Raw genomic sequence first — 20,187 nt, forward strand, 5'->3', positions numbered from 1 at the left:
GCAAGGCCGCCAAAAGTCAGTCAAGGCACGGCACGAAGAATGAATCCTGCGCCGCGGACATTTTGAATCATCGGGGCGTCGTCCGGACCGTCGACCTTGTGCCGCACGCGGCCCATATGAACGTCGACCAGGTTGGTGGCGGGGACGAACTTGTAATTCCAGACCTCTTCGAGCAGCATCGCGCGCGTCAAGAGTTGGTCGCTCCGCCGCATCATGTATTCGAGCAGGCGAAACTCGCGCGGCAAGAGATCAATCCTGCGCTCGCCGCGTTTTGCCGTCCGCTCGATCAGGTCGAGCTCGAGTTGCCCCACCCGCAAGTTGGTTTCCCGCGTTTCCGGCGGGCGGCGCAGCAACGCCTCTATGCGCGCGACGAGTTCGACGATCGCAAACGGCTTGGTGAGATAGTCGTCACCCCCCATCCGCAATCCGCGCACGCGGTCATCGACCGCGCCAAGTGCGCTCAGCACCAGCACCGGCGTGCGCACCTGATCTTTCCGCAAGGACTCGATGACGGTGAGGCCATCCATTCCCGGCAGCAGGCGGTCGACGATCATGGCGTCCGGACGCAGGTCGCGCGCCTTGGCAAGGCCATCGAGCCCGTCGGGCGACCATTCCACCTCGAAGCCACGATCGGCCAGTTCGGCCGTGATTTCCCCCGCCGTCTCGCCGTCGTCTTCTATGAGGAGAACCTTCGTCATCTGATCGATCCGATTGCTATCAAGATACCCTCTCGACGCCAGGTGGCAATGATACGCCGGGCAGCCAATAATGCCATGGCGACGCGCACAAGTCTCACGGTTCAGGGGAGCCAGACAGCGCCGCGATCCCTACAATATCCTGCAGGCGCCATCCGCCAGGCGGCCATTCCGCCGCCTCGGTACAAGCACGGCGGGCCCGCCCGAAACAGTTAGCCGCCGGCGGCCCGTTGCGCCAATAAATAGCAATTTAATGAATCGGCGGGCCTGCATTGCCCGATCAGCCGGCACGATGTCGGACAGGTGAGCCCCACGTCACCTTCACGTCGAGTTGAGAGCGCGTGAAGCGATATTCGCTTTGGACGACGGCAGGCCAGCCGCACGTCACAGGAAGAAGCCGGCCTGGCTTCCCCACCTATGGAGAACACCCATGCGCAACCTGAAACTTCTGTCGGCTGTGTTACTCACCACAGCCACCTTCGCCACTCCGGTACTGGCCGCCAACACGCGGCATGTCGTAACCGATGCCAATGGCCGCGTGATGTCGACGATGCATCGCGACGCAGGCGATAGCTGCGTCCGCGCTCCGCGCGTCGGCGCCTATGCCACGGCACCGTGGACCAACCCGCCTTGCGAACCCAACACCGGTTACTGATCCGCTCGCGTTACGACCCAACAACATGCCGGGCTGGCGGAATATCCCGCCGGCCCGTCTTCTTTTGCCCGCACGCCAACGTGTTCTCCTTTGACGCATAGCTGCGGCTGCTCCAGTTCGTGAATGCCAAGGCGGCGAAGACTAACGCCGAATTTAATGGATGCCCTGTGCATCGCACCTACCTGTCACTCATCCGACGTTTCGCTCGCGCGGTCCGTTGAAGTTCGCGCGTCACGGCGCCGAGCATCTGACTGAAAAGGAGTCTCACGATGAAACGAATGCTCACGATACTGGCAACGGCTCTTCTCGCTTCGAGTCTGGTGGTGGGCGCGGCCGAGGCCCGCGGTGGCGGTGGCGGCCACGGCGGAGGTTTTGGTGGCGGCTTCGGTGGCGGCGGCCATATGGGCGGTGGCTTCGGTGGCGGTGGCCACATGGGCGGCTTTGGCGGCGGAGGCCACATCGGAGGCTTTGGCGGTGGGGCCCATATCGGCGGCGTAGGCGTCGGCGAACATGTGGGAGGCATCGGCGGTGACCACATCGGCGGCGACCACATCGGTGCGCACGGTTTCGGACTCCACCAGCACGTCGTGCATCGCTTCGACAGGTACGGGCCGGGATACGGCTACGGGTACTACGGTTATCCCGATTGCTACGACTGGTACTACCGGCACCCCTACAGCCCCTTGCCGCTGAGCTGTAGCTGAACCCGCAGCGCAAGCTGCGCGCAGGCTGTCGGTTCGGAGGACGTTTTCCTGGTTTCTTCAAACGTCCTCCGGACCGATCCCCCAATAGCCCAAAGATATCGCGTGGACTTCGCGCCACGCGTTGTCGTGTCGGTTGAACGGTACTGGAGACCACATGAAACGCTTCCTGATGATCACGGCAGCCTCTGCCTTGCTGTGCGGCCCGGCCTTTGCGCAGCAGGCCGCGGTGATGCCGATACCTTCGCTCTCGGCCACGTCGCCGCTCGGCATGGTGCCAAGCGCGCCAGTCGGCGGCACCGGCATCCCCTTGGGCGCAACGGAAATCGCCTCACCCGGCGTGAGTCCCGCGCCGGCCGACCAGACCGGCACAATCGGCAGCACCGTGTGCTCGACGATCGGCACGGCACCGTCGACGATGTTCGGATCGGCTGCGACCTTCGACGGCGGCGGCGTGGCGGTCGGGACGGTCACACCGCAGAGCACGATGTCCGCGATGCCGATGGCGGGAGCGCCAAATTCGTCAGGAATGTCGTCATCGGGTATTCCGCCGACATCGGCCCTGATCGACACCTCGGGTACATCGAGCATGTGCGGCGCAGGCTCGGGCAATCTTGCAGCGTCATCGACGCCGATGTCTCCGGTGGCGCCGGGCGGCGTGGCGCGCACTGGCATTCCGATGGGCTCGACCGAGCTCGGCAATCTTGGGATTAGCTCCGCCGCGATGGTGCCAACCATCACCGTCGGACCCACCATCAGCACCATCGCGCCGACGGTCCCGACGGTGCCCGCCGTCACGCTGCCGACACCGAACACGACGGCCGTCGCCGCGTCCACCGACGCCATCACAGGGATACCGAACATCACAGGGGCGCCGAACACGATACCAGGCCTATCAACCGCCGCCACGATGTTCCGTTGAGCGGAAACCCACGCGCGAGAAGCAGCCATGAAAATGAAATTTGCAATACCTGCAGTCCTTTTCGGTGCCGTCGCCGCCGGCGGCCTGCTCTATTTCACGCACGCCGACGTGTTCAAAGCCGCTGTCGCGGCCGCGCCGCCACCTCCGGTTCCGGTCGTGGCCGGCGTGGTCGCGCAGCATGACGTACCGATCTACCAGAACGGCGTCGGCACAGTGATCGCGTACAACACCGATGTCGTGCGTGCGCAGATCCAGGGCCAGCTCATCAGCATCAACTTCACCGAAGGGCAGACCGTCCATGCCGGCGACCTGCTCGCGCAAATCGATCCGCGTCCCTATCAGGCCCAGATCGACCAGTTTGAGGGCAATCTGGAGCGCGATCAGGCCCAGCTCACCAATGCCCGCGCCAATCTCGCGCGTTACAACCAACTCGGCGACAAGGGCTGGGCCACGCCGCAACTGATCGAAACCCAGAAGGCGCAGGTCGGCCAGCTCGAGGCCGCGATCAAGACCGACCAGGCGCTGATCGAGGCGGCCAAGGTGCAACTTAGCTACACGCGGCTGACTTCGCCGATCGACGGCGTGGTCGGCATTCGCCAGATCGACGTCGGCAACATCATCAGCCCGACGACGGCCAACGGCCTCGTCGTCGTGACCCAGCTCGATCCCATCTCGCTGATCTTCACGCTGCCGGAAGGCGTGCTGCCGCAGATCCTCAAACAGCAGCAAGCGACCAAGACGCCGCTTCCGGTCCTCGCCTATAATCAGGATGACACCCTGCAGCTAGGCCGGGGCGAGCTCGCGCTGGTCAACAACGAGATCCTGCAGACGACCGGCTCTATCCAGCTCAAGGCAACCTTTCCCAACAAATCTCGTGAGCTGTGGCCGGGTGAGTTGGTGAATGCGCGGCTGCTGATCACGACCCGGCACAACGGGCTGACCGTCCCCGCTTCGGTCGTGCAGCAGGGTCCGAACGGCGCCTATGCCTATGTCATCAAGCCCGACAGCACGGTAGCGATGCGCCCCGTCAAGGTCGCACAGATCACCGACGGCGAGGCGCTGATCGATTCCGGCCTGAAGGCCGGCGAGCAGGTCGTCGTTGACGGACAATACCGGCTGCAGCCGGGCACACATGTCACGCTGCTACACGGCGAAGCAGCCGAGGAAGCAGCGGCACAGCAAGCGCAACAGGCGACGATCCCATGAACATATCCGCGCCCTTCATCCACCGGCCGATCGCAACGGCGCTCCTGATGGTCGGCCTTCTGGTCGGCGGCCTCATCGCCTACCCGCTGCTGCCGGTCGCGGCGTTGCCGAACGTCAATTATCCGACGCTGCAGGTGACGGCGCAGTTGCCGGGCGCGGACCCGCAGACCATGGCGGCGTCGGTAGCGACGCCGCTCGAACTCCAGTTCGGACAGATTCCGGGTCTCCTCCAGATGACGTCGGCGAGCGCCCTCGGCTTCACCCAGATCACGCTACAGTTCGATCTGAACCGCCAGATCGACGGAACGGTCAGCGACACGCTGTCGGCGATCAACGCCGCGAGTCCGTTTCTACCGCCGGGCATCCCCTACCCGCCCACCATCCGCAAGGTCAATCCGGCGGACACGCCAATCCTGGTGCTCGGTCTCACATCGGACAGCCTGCCGCTGACCACAGTGGATGCGTACGCAGAAAACATTCTGCTGCAGAAGATATCGCAGATTCCGGGCGTCGGCCTCGTCGGCATCGGCGGCCAGCAGAAGCCCGCCGTGCGCGTGCAGCTCGATCCGCAGGCGCTTGCCGCGCGCGGCATCAATCTCGAGGACGTCCGCACGGCGCTCGGCCAGGCCAATGTCGATTTGCCGAAAGGCACGCTCAACAGCCCACGCCAGACCTATACGCTGAACACCAACGATCAGCTCTTGAAGGCGGAGGACTACGCCAATCTCGTGATCGCCTACCGGAACGGCTCGCCGGTCCGAATCCGCGACGTCGGTCGCGCCGTCAGCGCGCCGGAAAACGACCTGATCGCCGGCTGGTACAACAACCGGCGCGCGGTCATCCTGGCGATCCAGCGCCAGCCCGGTGCCAACGTCATCGACACCGTCGAGCGGATCAAGGCAGAGATGCCGGTGCTGCAGGCCTCTATCCCGCCCGCGATCAAGATCAACGTCATCTCCGACCGCACCGATACGGTCCGCGCATCCATCCACGACGTTCAGTTCACGCTGATGCTGACGGTTGCGCTGGTGGTGATGGTGATATTCATCTTCCTGAGAAACTTCTGGGCGACGGTCATCCCGGCGGTCACCGTTCCATTGTCGCTGATCGGCACGCTCGCTGTCCTCTACGAGCTCGGCTACAGCCTCGACAACCTGTCGCTGATGGCGCTGTCGATCGCCGTCGGCTTCGTGGTCGACGACGCCGTGGTCGTGATCGAGAACATCGTGCGGCACATGGAAGGTGGCGCCACGCCATTCGAGGCGGCGCTGAAGGGCGCCGGCGAGATCGGATTCACCATCATGTCGATCACGCTGTCACTGATCGCGGTCTTCATTCCGCTGTTCCTGATGGGCGGATATGTCGGGCTGCTGTTCCGCGAATTTGCCGTCACCGTCAGCGTCGCCCTGGTGCTGTCGCTCCTGATCTCGCTGACCTTGACGCCGATGATGTGCGCGCGGCTGCTCAAGCCGGAAAACAGGACGCACGGACGGTTGTTCCGCATCCTCGAAAGTGGCTTCAGTTCACTACTCGGAGCCTACGAGGCCGGTCTCAAGATCGTGCTTCGTCACCGCTTCATCACCCTGTTGACGATGTTTGCGACCATCGGGCTGACCGGCTATCTCTACGTCGTCATTCCCAAAGGCTTCTTTCCGCAGCAGGACACCGGGCTGATCATCGGTCTATCCGAAGCCGCGCAGGATATTTCCTATTCTGCGATGACCGAGCGCCAGCAGGCGCTGCTCAATGCCATCACGCGAGATCCGGCCGTCGCATCCGTCGGCTCGGCGATCGGCGCCGGCGGCGGCAACACCACGGTCAACAATGGCCGCATCTATATTGCGCTCAAGCCCTACAAGCAGCGCGATAGCATGGAAACGGTGCTCGCCCGCCTGCGTACCAACCTGGCCAAGATTCAGGGCATCACGCTCTATATGCAGGCCGCGCAGGACATCACCATCGGCGGACGCGTCTCGAAAACCCAGTATCAGTACACGCTGGGCGATGCCGATCCCGGTGAGCTGAATCACTGGGCTGCGCTGTTCCTCGACAGGATCAAGAAGGTCCCCGGCATCACCGACGTCGCGACCGACCAGCTCAATTCCGGCCCCCTGCTCGACATCTCCATCAAGCGCGAGGTGGCTTCGAGCTACGGCATCCTGCCCTTCACCATCGACAACACGCTCGATGACGCCTTTGGCCAGCGCATCGTATCGACGATGTACACGACCCTGAACCAGTACCACGTCATCATGGAGGTCAATCCGAAATTCCAGTACTCGCCCGAGGCGTTGACTGGAATCTATGTCAAATCCTCAGCCGGCCAAGAGGTGCCGCTATCGACGCTGGTCGACAGTGTGGTCAAGGTCGCCCCGCTCGTGGTCAATCACCAGGGACAGTTTCCGTCGGTGACGATCTCCTTCAACCTGCTCCCCGGCACGGCGATCGGCCAGGCGACAAGCGCCATCCAGAATATCGAGAAGCAGCTCGGCAAACCGCTTTCGCTGCAGACCAGCTTCCAGGGCAACGCACAGGCGTTCGGCGATTCCCTGTCGACAACGCCGATCCTGATCGTGGCGGCGCTGTTCGTGATCTATCTTATCCTCGGCATCTTGTATGAGAGCCTGATCCATCCCATTACCATCATCTCGACGCTGCCGTCGGCGGGGCTCGGAGCACTATTGTTGTTGATGGCGGTTCACCTCGATCTCAGCGTGATCGCGATCGTCGGCATCATCCTGCTGATCGGCATCGTCAAGAAGAACGGCATCATGCTGGTCGATTTCGCCCTGCATGTCGGCCAACAGGAGCGATTGTCGGCGGAAGACGCCATCTATCGCGCCTGCGTCATGCGTTTCCGGCCGATCCTCATGACCACGATGGCAGCCATGCTTGCTGGCGTTCCCATGATGCTCGGCACCGGCGCGGGCTCCGAGATACGTCAGCCGCTTGGCTACGCCATCGTCGGAGGACTGGCCGTGTCGCAACTTCTCACGCTGTATACGACGCCGGTGGTCTACATCTACCTCGACAAGCTGCAGGGCTGGCTGTTCGGCAAGAAGAAGCCGGCGATCGAGGACGGCGCCAAGCCGATGCCGGCCGAGTGACGGGAGTTCCGGCCGTTCACTGAGACGCGATGAGAACGATCAACTGTCAGGCCCTCTTCGGGTGTAAGGTCACAACCGAGCGCGAAGCTGCCTGCGCGCTCATCACCTCCTCGATGGCGGCCAGCAGCGCCGCCTGGTCGAACGGCTTGGAGATGCGAGGCAAGTGAGGCTGCGTCGAGCCGAGCAGTTCGGCATATCCTGTGCAGAGCACCACGGGCGTGCCGGGACGCTCGGCGGCTACTGCCTCGGCAAGCAGCAACCCGTTCATCCCCGGCATGGCGTAGTCGGTCACCACGATGTCAATCTTCGGCATTCGGCGCAGAAGCTGGACTGCCTCCTCGCCGGAGCGTGCCTCGATCACGGCGTGGCCGAGATCGTCGAGCATCGCAGCGACACTGTCGAGGACGAGAAGGTCATCGTCGACGACCAGCACGGAAAGGGGGCGGCTGCCGCGGGACGCGGAACGCGACGGCTCCGCCGCATGGGGCGCCGGCAGCTTTTCGTCCTGAGAGGCGGGCAGCCAGATCTCGGCCGTGGTCCCTTCGCCGATGCGGCTCTTCAGCCGCAACACGCCTCCGGACTGTTCGGCCAACCCTTTCACCATCGAGAGGCCGAGGCCGGTTCCCTTACCGACGCCCTTGGTCGTAAAGAACGGCTCCTGCGCATGCTTGAGCGTCTCCTCGTCCATGCCGCATCCGGTGTCGCTCACCGAGAGCGCGACGTATCGTCCCTCGGCAAGGCCATCGATGGCATGCTCTTCGCGGGCAGCGATGCTGATGACCCCGCCACTGGCCGCGATCGCATCGCGCGCATTGACGGCGAGGTTGAGGATCGCGAGCTCGAGCTGGTTGGCATCGACCTTCACCTTCGAAAGCTCGATCGGAAAACGGGTCTCGACCCGGATGGCTGGATCAAACTTCAGGAGAGCCGCCATTCCGCGCACCAGCTCCGGGACATCCACGACGACGGGCTTGAGGTCCTGCTTGCGTGCGAACGCCAGCATGCGCTGGGTCAGCGAGGCGCCGCGCAGCGCACCTTGAATCGCGTTATCGAGCAGCCGGTGAATCCGGGGATCTTCCGGCTGGAGGCGCTTCTTCGCCAGTTCGAGGCTGCCCAGGATCACGGCGAGTATGTTGTTGAAGTCGTGGGCGACGCCGCCGGTAAGCTGTCCGACAGTCTCCATCTTCTGCGATATCACGAGCGCATCGCGCGTGCGCTCCAGCGCTTCCTGGGCTCGGCGCCGTTCCGTCACGTCGCGCACGATCTTGGCGAAACCGATTGCCTCGCCACGCTCGTTTTGCACCACGCGTATCGTCTCCTCAGCCCAGAAGCGGCTGCCGTCCTTGCGGACGCGCCAGCCCTCGCCTTCTGACTTGCCTTCCCGCTTTGCGTCGTGAAGCTCGGCATCAGGGACTCCGGACGCGCGGTCTTCCTCGGTGTGAAGGATGGCGTAGTGGGTACCTATGATCTCGTCGCCGTAGCCGATCAGCCGGCGCGCGCCGAGATTCCAGTTCGCCACCCGCCCTTCGGGGTCGAGCATGAAAATGGCGTGGTCGGCCACCCCCTCCACCAGCAGGCGAAATTTCTCCTCGCTCCGCCTGAGTGCCTCGGCTTCGCGATCGGCACGTTCTGCCGAGGCGCGGTCGTACACGGCCGCGGCGAGCCCGATGACGAGGACGATGATCGTGGTGCCGGCGACCAGGAACGCGAGCGGCGCTTGCCCAACCGCGCCGTGGACTGCGCGGCCAAGAATGGCATCCGTGGCAACGAAGGAGGAGCCCCGCATGGCCGCGTAGTGCATCCCGGAGATCGCCAGGCCCATGACGGCGCCCGCCGATATGCGCTCGAGCACGCTCGTCGTGCGAAAGGCGAGCCACAGCGCAATGATGGACGCGCCGATCGCAATGGCGATGGAAAGCACAACCCAGAGGGGATCGTAGTGGATCGAAGCCGCCATCCGCATGGCGCCCATGCCGGTGTAATGCATGCCGGAGATCGCGAGCCCCATTCCGATGCCGGAAATGATGAGCGCGTTCGACCGCTGACTAACGACGACGAACGCGGCTGCAGCGACCAAAATGGGAAGGGCAAGCGAGAGGAGCGTGAGGAGCGGATCGTAGGAAATTTCGACGCCGGGCAGGCTGAACGCCAGCATGGCCACGAAATGCATGGACCAGATGCCGCCACCCATGGCGACGGCTGCAGCCCCAAGCCAGCCCAGGCTGGCGGAACCGGAGGCAGCTCGCATGCGAGTCGCGAGATCCAGTGCCGTGTAGGAGGAAAGCGCGGCGATCAGGACTGACAGCGCGACAAGAACGGGGTCATGGGTGCCTGGATGGTGATGCATTCCGTTGATGTCGCAAGGAAAGCATCTCAATAGCACCGTTCTTGCGGCCGTGCATTGTTCCCGCGCCGAATGGCGATTGAGGGTGCCGAACTCGGCGGAGCGCCTGTCCGGGGCGGGAGGGATCGAACTTCCGAACGGCGGAATCGAAATCAGCCAAATTATCCAATGATTTCAAGGCGTTTTGAAAAAAGCTCAAGACGGCCGTAGACTTTCAATAGCGTGGCAGCCGTTTCCAAATAGAAGCAGTCTCCACAGAGGATCGGTCCCGGCAACATCAGGGAGCGACTGCGCTGAATGGCCTGCGCGCGAATCAATGACTCTCGACCTATGGCTCTAGCAACCGCCGAGGCCGACATTCGCTGACAATGGCCGTTTGACGAGTTGGTGCCCCGTGGGGGCGGCCTGGCACCTGGCGATGGATCGTCGTTCAGCCGTGATACGCAAACAGCTCGATTGGGTCGTTGAAGCCGCGCACCGGATATTCCCCGACGCGTTCGAGATCGAAATCGTTTTCGACGAAATCAGCGAACGCGCGGGACAGCAGCACGGTTTTTCCCAACTGTTTGGTGAGGGCTTCGAGACGCGAAGCCATGTTGACCGCAGGACCGATGACCGTGAAGTCGAGCCGGCTGCGCGACCCGATATTGCCGTACATGACATCACCGACGTGGACGCCGATGCCGTAATTCAGCGGCTCACGACCGGTTTCGCCGTTTTTTTCGTTGAGGGCAAGCATGGCCTGACGGGCTTCCGCCACGGCATGCAGCAGATTTGCACAGGCCGATGGCTGGCTCAGCGGAAAAATGGCAAGCAGGCCGTCGCCGATGAATTTCAGTATTTCCCCGCCGTGTCTGGCAATCGGCTCCGACATCGCATCGAAATAGCCGTTCAGGAGATCAATAACGTCATCGCGCGGCCAGTTGTCGGAGATCCTGGTGAAATCACGCAGATCGCAGATCATGATGGCAGCGCGTACCGTCGTCCCGCTGCCCCGCCTGGTGGCGCCGGCTAGAATGAGCTCGCTGGCATGCGACCCGACATAGGTTTCGAGCAGCGTTCGCGCCAACCGGTTCTTGACACGGATTTCGCTGACCAGCGCCAGAACCGGCAACAGTTCTAACAGGCTGGCGATATGCGCATCGTCGAAACCTCCTGGCCGGTCGGTTGCAAAGGTCACGATATGCCGCTTACCGAGCGTATGATACAGCGGCCACGCCACATAATCAGTCAGGCCTTTCGCCCGCATCTCGTCAAAGACGGCATGCTTGCGGCCCAGTGACGGGTCCCGTTCGAGATTTTCGCGCACCTCGGAGGCACCGTCATGGACTTCGTTGGCGGGACTGCCGATGTATTCGGATCGCTCCCTGACGTCGTAGTCGACCCTCGCAATCTCCGCCTCGTGCATCCCGTCGGCCCACATGATCCGTGCGCCAAGCCATTGCGGATGGTGGATCAGGATATGAAGCGACGCCCGCTTGACCGGTATGCCTGCTCGCTGGAGCCGGATACACAGCTCAGCGAAAATATTGTCAATGAAGCGCTCATCACGCGTGCCGTTTGTCAGCCAGTGCAAGACGTCCCGGTCAGAACAGGCGGTAACGGGATCGATTTTTGGCGGCGCGTTCATATCTTGCTCCTGAGCAGTGACCTGGATCGACGGTACAGGATATGTCGTGTCCCCGCGCGACCTCGTCAACGGAGCCCGCCGCAATCTGCTTGTGCGCATCGGGTTGCCGGCGAGTTGTCGCGTATCCGGCGCGAGAGGGCGCCGCGGTCGTGCCGGGCTTGCGCTTTGAGCCCTAACTGGAGCCGGAGGGATCGAACCTCCGAATGGCGGAATCAAAATCCGCTTGATTATTCAACGATCTCAAAGCGCATTTGGAAGAAATTCAAAAAATGCGCCCTAGCAATTTCAATAGCTTGGCACTCGTTTCCAAATGGGAGAAGCAGTCCTTCGTTGGGCAACTCAGCTCCAAGAATGATCATCAAGATCTCTGGTCGCTCAGGCCAAGCTCCTTTCCGGGCACGCGTCCAGACATCAAGACGCGGGTCCCTAATGCTTCCTGCGGAACACGCTGCTTCGAAGTAAACAAGGTATTGCAATATAATCTAGACTGCAGCCGGAGGCCATAAGCGCGTACCGCGTAGCGGTAGGTGCAAATCGTGGCCTGCTGATCGTGCAGGGGCATGTGGGTCCGCGGAGCAAACCACCATTGAGTACGCAAACCGAGATTTTCCGGCGCCTCGTACGCGACCATATGCGACCGCCGCCTGTTCGTGTTGCACCGAGCACGACGGTGGGCGAGGTCGTAAGCCTGATGACGGCGACGCCCGCGTCCTGTGCTGTCGTCATCGATGCTGCGGGCCGCCCCAGGGGCATCGTGACGGAACAGGACGTCGTGCGCCGGATCGCGTGGCGTACGGAGCCCGATCAAGGCGTCGAGTCGGTGATGACGGCGCCGGTCGTCGTGACGGGGGCCGACGACTACCTTTTCCAGGCCGTCGCCTTGATGCGCCGTAGCAAGCTTCGGCATGTCCCCGTCGTGGACTGGAGCGGAGCGATGGTCGGCATGCTCGCCTTGGACGAAGCGCTCGCCTCTTTGTCGAGCGAGAGTATGTCGCTCATCGAGCAGCTCACGCACGAGGAGAGCGTCGAGGGCCTGCACCTCATAAGGAAGGCACAGGCCCAGCTTGCCAGCGCACTGTTGGACAACAACGTTTCGGCGCCGGAGGTGCAGTCGCTGCTCACGGAAATCAACAACGATATCCACCGGCGTGTCTTGAGGCTGGTCGAAGCGGCGATGCGCGACGACGGCTGGGGGGAGCCTCCTGCGCGGTTCGCTCTCATTATCATGGGGTCGGGCGGGCGCGGCGAAAACTTTCTGGCGCCCGACCAGGACAACGGCTTCATCCTCGCTGACGACGTCGTCGGCCAGGGCAAACGTGCGGACGCATATTTTCTGGAGCTTGCCGAGCGCATGACGCGGATGCTTGACGCGGTCGGTTTTCGCCTCTGCGTCGGCGATGTCATGGCCACCAATCCCGTCTGGCGCAGGCGCCTGTCGGATTGGCGCCGGCAGATCGACAACTGGATCAGGCGGCGCGAGTCCGAGATGCTGTTGAACTGCGATATCTTCTTCGATTTCCGTCATGCGTTCGGCGATCCCGCACTCTCAAGCGAGCTCCGCGCCCACGTCACCGCAGTAACGTCGGAGTCCCCTCAGTTCCTCCGACACCTGTTCGCCATCGAAGCCGAGCACAAGGTGGCACTCGGCTGGTTCGGACGCTTGCGCAAGGAGTACCATGGGGAGTATCGGCAGGGTGTGGTGAACCTGAAGCTTCGTGGAACGCTTCCGCTCGTGGAAGGTACGCGGCTGCTTGCGCTTAAAGCCGGCATTCCGGCCACGTCGACTCTCACCCGGCTTGACTGCCTCAAGGAGAAGGGAGCCATCAGCGCTGGAGACCATGAGGATCTTGCCGACGCCTTCAGGCATATGACCCGTCTCTTGCTGCGCCAGCAGCTGAAGGACTTCAAGGCCGGGCGCAAGATCACCAACTATGTCCCTGTGGCTGATCTCTCACAACGCGAAAACAAACATCTCGTGGCGTCTTTCCGCGCCATCGAAAACCTGCGTGCAACACTGAATATGGAATTCGCGGAACGCTCGCTCTAGCTGGCGAGCAACTCGCCACGTTGCGGTCAAGTGACTTCGCGAGCGGCCGTGGCCGGGTGGGAGAGCTCGGCCGAAGAGGCGGCCGAAGGGATGCGGACGAAAAAAGTCGCACCCTTGCCGAGTTCGCTCTCGACCCAGATGGTGCCCCCGAAGCGCTCAAGGATATGCAAACTGATCGGCAGCCCCAGACCGGTGCCCTGCGGCTTGCCGATCAATGTGTCGCCCGCCTGGCGGAACCGCTCGAAAATCTTCTTGTGATCCTCCCTGGCGATGCCGACACCATTGTCATGCACGCTGATCAGGACGGACCCCGCTTCTTCTGCTCGCCCCACAATGGTTATCAAACCATTGTCCTTGTCGCAGAACTTGACCGCATTCGAAATCAGATTGACGAGCACTTGCGTGATCCGATCGGCGTCAACGAGAATCCTCGGCAGATCCTCGGCCACGCGGCACTCAAGCTTGATGCGGGGGTTCTTGGCGAACAGGCCGGCCGTTGCGGCGAGCGCGTTGTCGATCACCTTCCTTGGCTCGATCCTAGCCAGTTGCCAGTCCGTCTGGCCCGCCTGCATCTTGGCGAGATCGAGGATGTCGTTGACAAGTCTGGTCAGCCGCTCGGTTTCCTGAACGATAGTACCGAGAAACATCTTGCGCTGCTCGACGGGAATGTCCGGATTGTCGTGCACGATCTCACTGAAGGAGCGGATCGAGGTGAGCGGTGTCCTGAACTCATGGCTGATCGTCGAGACGAAGTCGTCTTTCATCTTGTCGAGCTCCTTGAGCCGCTCGTTAGCGGCCCTGAGCTCGGCCGTCGCAGCCTCGAGCTGCTGCGACTTCTCCTCCAGTTGACGGCTGTAGACAACGAGTTGAGAAGCCTCATCGAGGATCTGCATGACCTCATCGATGTCGTGCATCTCCTCCCTCAACACTGAGGCGATCATAATCCGCGCGGAGGCCGCGCCAATGGCGCCGGCGAGTTGCCGCTCCGCGTAATGCACGATGTCCGCGTCCGCCGCATGCGCATCGTCGAGCCGGCGCTCTCGGTCGCGCTCGAAGCGCTGGAAGGCTTGATCCGTCAAGGTCTCACCGATGAAGCGATTCGAGAGGCGACGGAGGTCGCCAATAGTGGCCCTGCCGCGCCAAATGCGCGCGCCCTCGGACGGCTGCTTGAAGATGTCCACGAACTGTACGGCCTGGCTGCGCTCGATCATGGTCTGCGTCGTCATAAGCGATACAGCGGCATAAAGTCCGATATTGATCACCATGGTCCAGAACAGGGCGTGCGCGATGGGATCGAGGCCGGAAAGCCCGAGCAACGCATAGGGGCTGAACAGCGCAAGCCCCCATGGGCCGTCCTGCACGAAGCTCTCCGAGATCCACCCCGATCGTGCGAACGAAGGCAGCAGCAGGGTGTAGATCCACACCAGGAACCCGGCGCTCATTCCAGCCATAGCGCCGAGGCGGGTCGCTCCCTTCCACAGGATGCCGCCGAGGATAGCGGGCGCGAACTGTGCGGCAGCGACGAATGACATCAGCCCGATGGAGACGAGCGCGTAGGATTCGCCGATCAACCGGACATACGCATAGCCGAGCAGGATCACGAAGATGATGGCGCTGCGGCGGATGGCGAGCATGAGGCCAGACAGATCCTTGCGCTCCGAGAGATGCAGTCGGCCGAAGTGCAACAGCAGGGGCATGACGAGATCGTTCGACACCATGGTGGCCAGGGCAATGGTTTCGACAATGATCATGCCCGTTGCCGCGGAGAGGCCGCCGATGAATGCGAACAACGCGATGGTCCAAAAATGCTCGGCCATCGGCACGGTCAACACGAAGGTGTCGGTATCGACCGTATTTCCGGGAAAGTGGAGGAGCCCGCCAAAAGCGATCGGCAAGACGAAAATGTTGATGAGCAACATGTAGACCGGGAACAGCCAGATGGCCTTCTTGATGTGGCGCTCATCCACATTCTCGACCACCAGCACCTGAAACTGGCGCGGCAGCAAGACAATGGCTGCCATCGAGACCAGCGTCAGCGAAATCCAGCTCGTGTACCCGCCGGCTGCCTCGAGCGTAAAGAGACGCGCGAGGGCTGGGTCGGTGGCCGCGCGCGAGAACACTTCGCCGAAGCCGCCATAGATGCCGAAGGTGACGAATAGCCCAACCGCCAGGAAAGCGAACAGCTTGACCACCGACTCGAAGGCAATCGCCGCCACCATGCCTTCATGACGCTCGCTGGCGTCAATGTGCCGCGTGCCAAACAGGATGGCAAACGCGGCCATGATCACCGCGACGTAGAGCGCTGTGTCCTGCAGGACCGGAGTCGAGCCAAGCTTGGCCGGCATCACGATGTCCGGGTAGTGCTGGAGCACGGCGAAGCTCGTCGAGATCGCCTTCAGCTGCAGCGAGATGTACGGCATGATGCCGACGACCGCGATGATGGTCACCAGTCCGCCCAGAAAGGAACTCTTGCCATAGCGCGAGGCAACGAAGTCGGCGATCGAGGTAATGCGATTGACCTTGCTGATGCGTATGATCTTGCGGATCAGAAACCAGCCAAGGATGAAGGTCAGCGTCGGGCCAAGATAGATGGGCAGGAAACTGACGCCGGAGGACGCGGCCCGTCCGACGCTGCCGTAGAAGGTCCAGGCTGTGGCGTACACGGCAATGGACAGCGCAAAGATGTAGGGGCTCGCGATAATGCTCCGACCCTGGTCCGCGCGGCGGTCGCCATAGTAGGCGATGGCGAACAGGATCGAGAGATAGAGGAAGGAGACCGTGACTATGACGTACCCGCCCAGCATGGCTCAGGCTCGCGGTCTGCGGTTGGGACCCTGGTCGGAATTCGGGCCAGGCTCGCTTTCGGCAATCTCCTCGTCGGGGTCCGGCCGCTCGACGATCAAGCCCGTGAGGGCGATCAGCGACGCCCATGATAAAAATAAATAGAGGTAAAGCGACGGTATCCCGCCCACTAAGGTGGCCTTGTCGAAGGCGCCGATCAGCGGCGGTGTGAGCAGAAGCAAACCGAACAGGAACAAGCCGATCAAGCGCTCGCCGGTCAATCCTCGCCTTGGCATGGTATCACCTCGATGTGCGCTTCGCTGCGTCCTTGCCGCGACAGCGCGGAATCATATGAGTTGCGCCTGCTGACGGCGATGCTCCATCATCCGGCTGGAAATCCTGGCAGCCTGACCGAGCGTCTCGATCCCGCGGGCTCTCAACAAATCCAGGAGCTTTACGAAGATCGCGGCCGTGGTCATGGCGTCGCCGATTGCGGTGTGCCTGCGAATGACCTCGACACCCAGTCGTTCAGCGGTGGCAGTCAGCGAAAAATCGGACACATCCGGCTGCAGATACACGGACAGAAGCAGAGCATCGAGCACCGGGTTGTCAAATTTGACGCCCGCCTGCTCGGCCCCGTTCTCGAGGAATTTCATGTCGAAGGCGGCGTTGTAAGCGACGAGCACGGATTCACCGATGAAGGACTTGAATTGCGGCAAGACGACTTGTGCTGGGGGCTTGTCGCGTACCATGTCGGTGGTGATGCCGTGAATTCGCGTCGTGCTGGCGGGGATATCGCGACTCGGATTGACCAGTCGCTCGAACGTCTCGCCCGTCAGAATGCGGCCATTAACCACACGAACTGCTCCGATCGAGATCAGCTCATCACCCTCGTCGGGCCTTACGCCGGTGGTCTCGGTGTCGAATACGACCAGGTCGAGCTTGCGCAACGGCGTGTCCCTGATTGCCTCAGTCGGAAGAGCAAACAGGTCGAAGTCGTATAGCTCCGGCATCGGCACAACGCGGTCCCGGCGTTCCCGGGCGGGCGGCTCTACGGTCTTCCTCAGCGGCAATCTGAGGCACGTGCGCCCCTCCGGCAGCACCTGGCTCCACAGCTCGCTGCCATGCTGCTCCACGATCTCGCGGACTGTGCGGTTGCCGATCGTACCCTTCAGCGGCTCGGCCAGCCAGGCTTCGATGATCGCCGAGGCGAGCGGCGCGCCGTCCCAAACCACCTCGACGTAGACGTATATGTCTTGCACCACGGCACCGATATCGAAGGCGGCTTTCGCCGTGTGCCTGGCAACGGCGCGGATCAGATGCTCGAGCGCCAGCACCAGCGAGTGACTGTCGGCATGAATCCAGACCGGCACGCCCACGGGCGTGACCTGGATGCCGTCGGCGTCTGCCAAATGCCTGCGGACGGCGCGGAACAGATCCAGCGAGTAAATGTCGGCCAACTGCCACTGACCCGTCGCAAAGCGTTCGTAACGCTGCGCAACGTCGGTAAAGCTCCGATTGAGCGCTTCGACCTCCTTGCCAACGACGTCTTGAAAGACGCGGCGCTCGCTCGCTTCGAGCTCCCCCGCCAGCATCTCGGTCGCGGCGCGCAAGCTTGCAAGCGGCCGTCGCCATTCCATGGCGACCTCACGCAAAAGCGCATCGCGCTGGGCCACGTTTTCGAGTTCGGCGCCGACATCGGCAAAGGTCAACACGTAGCCTGAGGCACGGCCCGAAGGTTCGCGCACCAGGCTGAGCCTCGCCTGCAGCAAAGTCGCAAGGTCGACCGACGCACAGACGAAGCGGCGCGTCGTGGAATCGAGCGTCGATTCTCCGGTGGACCGGGCTTCATCGCCGGCTGCGTCCTCTGACCGTTGCAGGAGCAGCTCAAGCGTCAATAGCACGGGCTCTCGCGTCAGCACGCCAAACAATGAGCGGGCAAGTCCAAGCGTATCGCGCGCGTTGAGTATCCGGGCGGCGGCTTGGTTGTAGAGGAGTATGCGGTGCTCGAGATTGCAGACGATCACACCTTCGGAGAGATCGAGCAGGATGGCCTCGAGCCGGCTCTTCTGTTCCTCCGCACGCCGCGTGGCAGCATCCACGGCCTCCTGTGTCTCGCCACGCGCGGCTCGGAGCGCGCCGAGTATTTTTTCGACCGCCGTTGCGAGCCCATCGAGCAAGTGGCCGCGATCAACCGCGAGCGGTCGATCGACGCGTATCTGCGACTGCATCAGCAGTTCCCGCTTCAGAGCGGCCAGAGGCTTGAGGAGCTTGACATGCAGCAGCGCCCAAGCCAGTCCAACCAAAGCGGCGACGACGGCAAATGCGATGGACATGTATGCGCCGACCGCTCCGCCACCTTGCACCGCCTGCCACAGCGCAACGCCGGACACAGCGAAGGCGGCAAGCGCCAATGCTGCGAGGAGGATTGGTATCACAACGGCAGCCTGCATCGCACGCCCTTGTTGCCCGGTTACTTGGCCGGCCCGATCCAAGCGGTGACCCGTTCAACGACCTCGCGCGTCGAGAACGGTTTGGTGATGTAGTCGTCGGCGCCCAGCGCCAAGCCCTTTTCGCGTTCGATGTCGCGGCCCTTGGCTGTCAGCAGGATGACACGCACCGCCCGCCACTCTGGATTGGCCCGGATGGCCTCGCACACGTCGAAACCGTTGCGCTTCGGCATCATGACGTCGAGGAGCACGAGATCCGGCCGCGCCTTGGCTATCTCCGCGAGCGCCTCCTCGCCATCGCGGGCGAGGCGAACTTCGTAGCCGGCCTTCTTCATCAGGAACTCGAGGGACAGCAGGATGTTGGCCTCGTCGTCGACCACGAGCACGCTTTGCGGCATTGCATCCTCCAGAGGTCGCCTTGCTCGACCGCGCGAGAGCGCGGCAAGCGAAAAGTGCGCTCTGCCCAATTCCGCGCCACCTACCTAGAGCATGATCCCGAAGAGCTTCCCCTCGACGTGGTCGGGGGGTGGGTACCGGTTTGCCGAAAGGATCATGCTCAATCAAAAACCTGGGGGTGCGATCGCGAGTCCATCTATTCCCGTCCGCTCTAGCGCAGCAGGTACATGGCGACGACAGCCACAGCTGCTCCGATCGCAGCCCATGTGAACTTGGCACCGAGGCCTTCGATGGGATTCCACTCGAAGTAGCGCTCTTTGTTTTCTTGCCAGATATCCCTTTTCATCGGTTCCTCCGTTTTGCTCTCGCCCTCCCAAAACCTCAGCCGAGCCCGCCCGATGACACAGCGACCCGCCGATCGTGCAGCAAGTCAAACTGCTGGCCACCAAGGTCGCGCGAACTGACTTTACATCCTCCGCCCCTTCTTGTCCTTGCCCACTCTTTTTCGAATCCTGGACATCCGGCAGGAATGCTGCGGTGCCGTGCGTGCGAGGCGGCCGCATGGCTTTGACCTTCGTTGGACCGGGCAAGTCGCACCTGCAGGAAGGCTTATTTCCACCGGTTGCTGCACCGCGAGAACGCCTGCGCCTTCGAAACGCGGGCCAGCTGTGCTTCATCTTTGGCAGAGAGCGGCTTCGACAGCCCGATCGTGTCAGGGCCGGCGCCTATGAACACCGTCATGGAGCGAGAAGAAAAATTGGCGCCCCCTAGAGAGCCGCGATAACACAATGAATTCAATGCCTTACGGGATTGTTTGGCTAAGAAATGCCTCATTGCGTTTCAAGGCGTTTTGGAATGGCCGCCCAAACTGAAACGAGGGGAAACTTCGACTCATCTTCGATGGTTAAACATTTGAATGATCAGGTGGCGTCTTTGCTGTCCTTCTCGCGCGGCCATCAAGCCATGCTGCCGATCGTGTTTTCAGATTGAGGACGGCGGTTCGCGCTCGCGGGTCGGCGCGCTAGGGTCTCGTAGCCTGACGCTCCCGCAGTTCGTCCCGACGCGTGCGGTACTCCCGTTCCAGCGCCTCGATATGACCCAGGACATTCTCCAACGCCTCGCGCGCGGAGCCGTCCCGCACCTCGCCCAGCCATTGCGCGAATTCCGAGCGCAAGGTGAAAAGAAGTTCAAGGCAGCCATTCACTTCATGCAGTTCGCGTTCCTGATCCGACACACTCGCGCCTGACATGTGC

Annotated in this window: 16 protein-coding genes; 6 read left to right on the forward strand and 10 right to left on the reverse strand. The window is 62.3% G+C overall.

From position 1 onward, the window contains the following. Nucleotides 1-20: 20 nt before the first annotated feature. Complete coding sequence (locus tag V1290_RS09175) at nucleotides 21-698, reverse strand: response regulator transcription factor (RefSeq protein WP_334364100.1); 678 nt, start codon at nucleotides 696-698, stop codon at nucleotides 21-23. A gap of 427 nt (nucleotides 699-1,125) precedes the next feature. Between V1290_RS09175 and V1290_RS09180 the strand changes: the two genes are divergently transcribed. Next, nucleotides 1,126-1,350 (forward strand): hypothetical protein, encoded by a 225-nt coding sequence (locus V1290_RS09180; RefSeq protein ID WP_334364101.1) that lies wholly within the window; start codon nucleotides 1,126-1,128, stop codon nucleotides 1,348-1,350. Between the two features lie 269 nt (nucleotides 1,351-1,619). Beyond that, nucleotides 1,620-2,054, forward strand: coding sequence for a hypothetical protein (locus V1290_RS09185; protein ID WP_334364102.1), 435 nt, complete (start codon nucleotides 1,620-1,622; stop codon nucleotides 2,052-2,054). A gap of 57 nt (nucleotides 2,055-2,111) precedes the next feature. Here the strand turns inward: V1290_RS09185 and V1290_RS09190 are convergent, their stop codons facing one another. Next, nucleotides 2,112-2,960 (reverse strand): hypothetical protein, encoded by an 849-nt coding sequence (locus V1290_RS09190; protein WP_334364103.1) that lies wholly within the window; start codon nucleotides 2,958-2,960, stop codon nucleotides 2,112-2,114. Between the two features lie 40 nt (nucleotides 2,961-3,000). Between V1290_RS09190 and V1290_RS09195 the strand changes: the two genes are divergently transcribed. Then, a complete protein-coding gene (locus V1290_RS09195; RefSeq protein ID WP_334364104.1) occupies nucleotides 3,001-4,179 on the forward strand; it encodes an efflux RND transporter periplasmic adaptor subunit in 1,179 nt (392 codons plus the stop codon). Then, nucleotides 4,176-7,286 carry an efflux RND transporter permease subunit gene (locus V1290_RS09200; protein ID WP_334364105.1) on the forward strand — a complete coding sequence of 1,037 codons (3,111 nt, stop codon included), beginning with the start codon at nucleotides 4,176-4,178 and terminating at the stop codon, nucleotides 7,284-7,286. The genes V1290_RS09195 and V1290_RS09200 overlap by 4 nt, the downstream gene beginning before the upstream one ends. 46 nt (nucleotides 7,287-7,332) lie before the next feature. Here V1290_RS09200 and V1290_RS09205 read toward each other — a convergent pair whose 3' ends face one another. After that, entirely contained in the window at nucleotides 7,333-9,633 is a 2,301-nt protein-coding gene (locus tag V1290_RS09205) for an MHYT domain-containing protein (RefSeq protein ID WP_334364106.1), read from the reverse strand. A 427-nt stretch (nucleotides 9,634-10,060) separates the two neighbouring features. After that, entirely contained in the window at nucleotides 10,061-11,260 is a 1,200-nt protein-coding gene (locus V1290_RS09210; protein ID WP_334364107.1) for an adenylate/guanylate cyclase domain-containing protein, read from the reverse strand. Nucleotides 11,261-11,846: 586 nt separating this feature from the next. Here V1290_RS09210 and V1290_RS09215 point away from each other — a divergent pair. Continuing rightward, nucleotides 11,847-13,307, forward strand: coding sequence for a DUF294 nucleotidyltransferase-like domain-containing protein (locus V1290_RS09215; protein WP_334364108.1), 1,461 nt, complete (start codon nucleotides 11,847-11,849; stop codon nucleotides 13,305-13,307). Nucleotides 13,308-13,333: 26 nt separating this feature from the next. Here the strand turns inward: V1290_RS09215 and V1290_RS09220 are convergent, their stop codons facing one another. The 5 genes from V1290_RS09220 to V1290_RS09240 all read right to left on the reverse strand — a co-directional run bounded on the left by V1290_RS09220 (nucleotide 13,334) and on the right by V1290_RS09240 (nucleotide 19,280). Then, complete coding sequence (locus V1290_RS09220) at nucleotides 13,334-16,111, reverse strand: ATP-binding protein (RefSeq protein ID WP_334364109.1); 2,778 nt, start codon at nucleotides 16,109-16,111, stop codon at nucleotides 13,334-13,336. Nucleotides 16,112-16,114: 3 nt separating this feature from the next. Then, nucleotides 16,115-16,369 carry a hypothetical protein gene (locus tag V1290_RS09225; RefSeq protein ID WP_334364110.1) on the reverse strand — a complete coding sequence of 85 codons (255 nt, stop codon included), beginning with the start codon at nucleotides 16,367-16,369 and terminating at the stop codon, nucleotides 16,115-16,117. A 66-nt stretch (nucleotides 16,370-16,435) separates the two neighbouring features. Further along, nucleotides 16,436-18,502 (reverse strand): 3'-5' exonuclease, encoded by a 2,067-nt coding sequence (locus V1290_RS09230; protein ID WP_334364111.1) that lies wholly within the window; start codon nucleotides 18,500-18,502, stop codon nucleotides 16,436-16,438. Between the two features lie 59 nt (nucleotides 18,503-18,561). Next, nucleotides 18,562-18,936 (reverse strand): response regulator transcription factor, encoded by a 375-nt coding sequence (locus V1290_RS09235; RefSeq protein ID WP_334364112.1) that lies wholly within the window; start codon nucleotides 18,934-18,936, stop codon nucleotides 18,562-18,564. A 209-nt stretch (nucleotides 18,937-19,145) separates the two neighbouring features. Next, nucleotides 19,146-19,280 (reverse strand): hypothetical protein, encoded by a 135-nt coding sequence (locus tag V1290_RS09240; protein ID WP_334364113.1) that lies wholly within the window; start codon nucleotides 19,278-19,280, stop codon nucleotides 19,146-19,148. A gap of 509 nt (nucleotides 19,281-19,789) precedes the next feature. Here V1290_RS09240 and V1290_RS09245 point away from each other — a divergent pair. Then, nucleotides 19,790-19,924, forward strand: coding sequence for a hypothetical protein (locus V1290_RS09245; RefSeq protein ID WP_334364114.1), 135 nt, complete (start codon nucleotides 19,790-19,792; stop codon nucleotides 19,922-19,924). 31 nt (nucleotides 19,925-19,955) lie between these two features. On the opposite strand, the gene V1290_RS09250 is transcribed toward V1290_RS09245, so the two are convergent. Beyond that, a complete protein-coding gene (locus V1290_RS09250; protein ID WP_334364115.1) occupies nucleotides 19,956-20,183 on the reverse strand; it encodes a hypothetical protein in 228 nt (75 codons plus the stop codon). Nucleotides 20,184-20,187: the final 4 nt, after the last annotated feature.

The organism is Bradyrhizobium sp. AZCC 1578, assembly GCF_036924675.1.
Classification (GTDB): Bacteria; Pseudomonadota; Alphaproteobacteria; order Rhizobiales; family Xanthobacteraceae; genus Bradyrhizobium.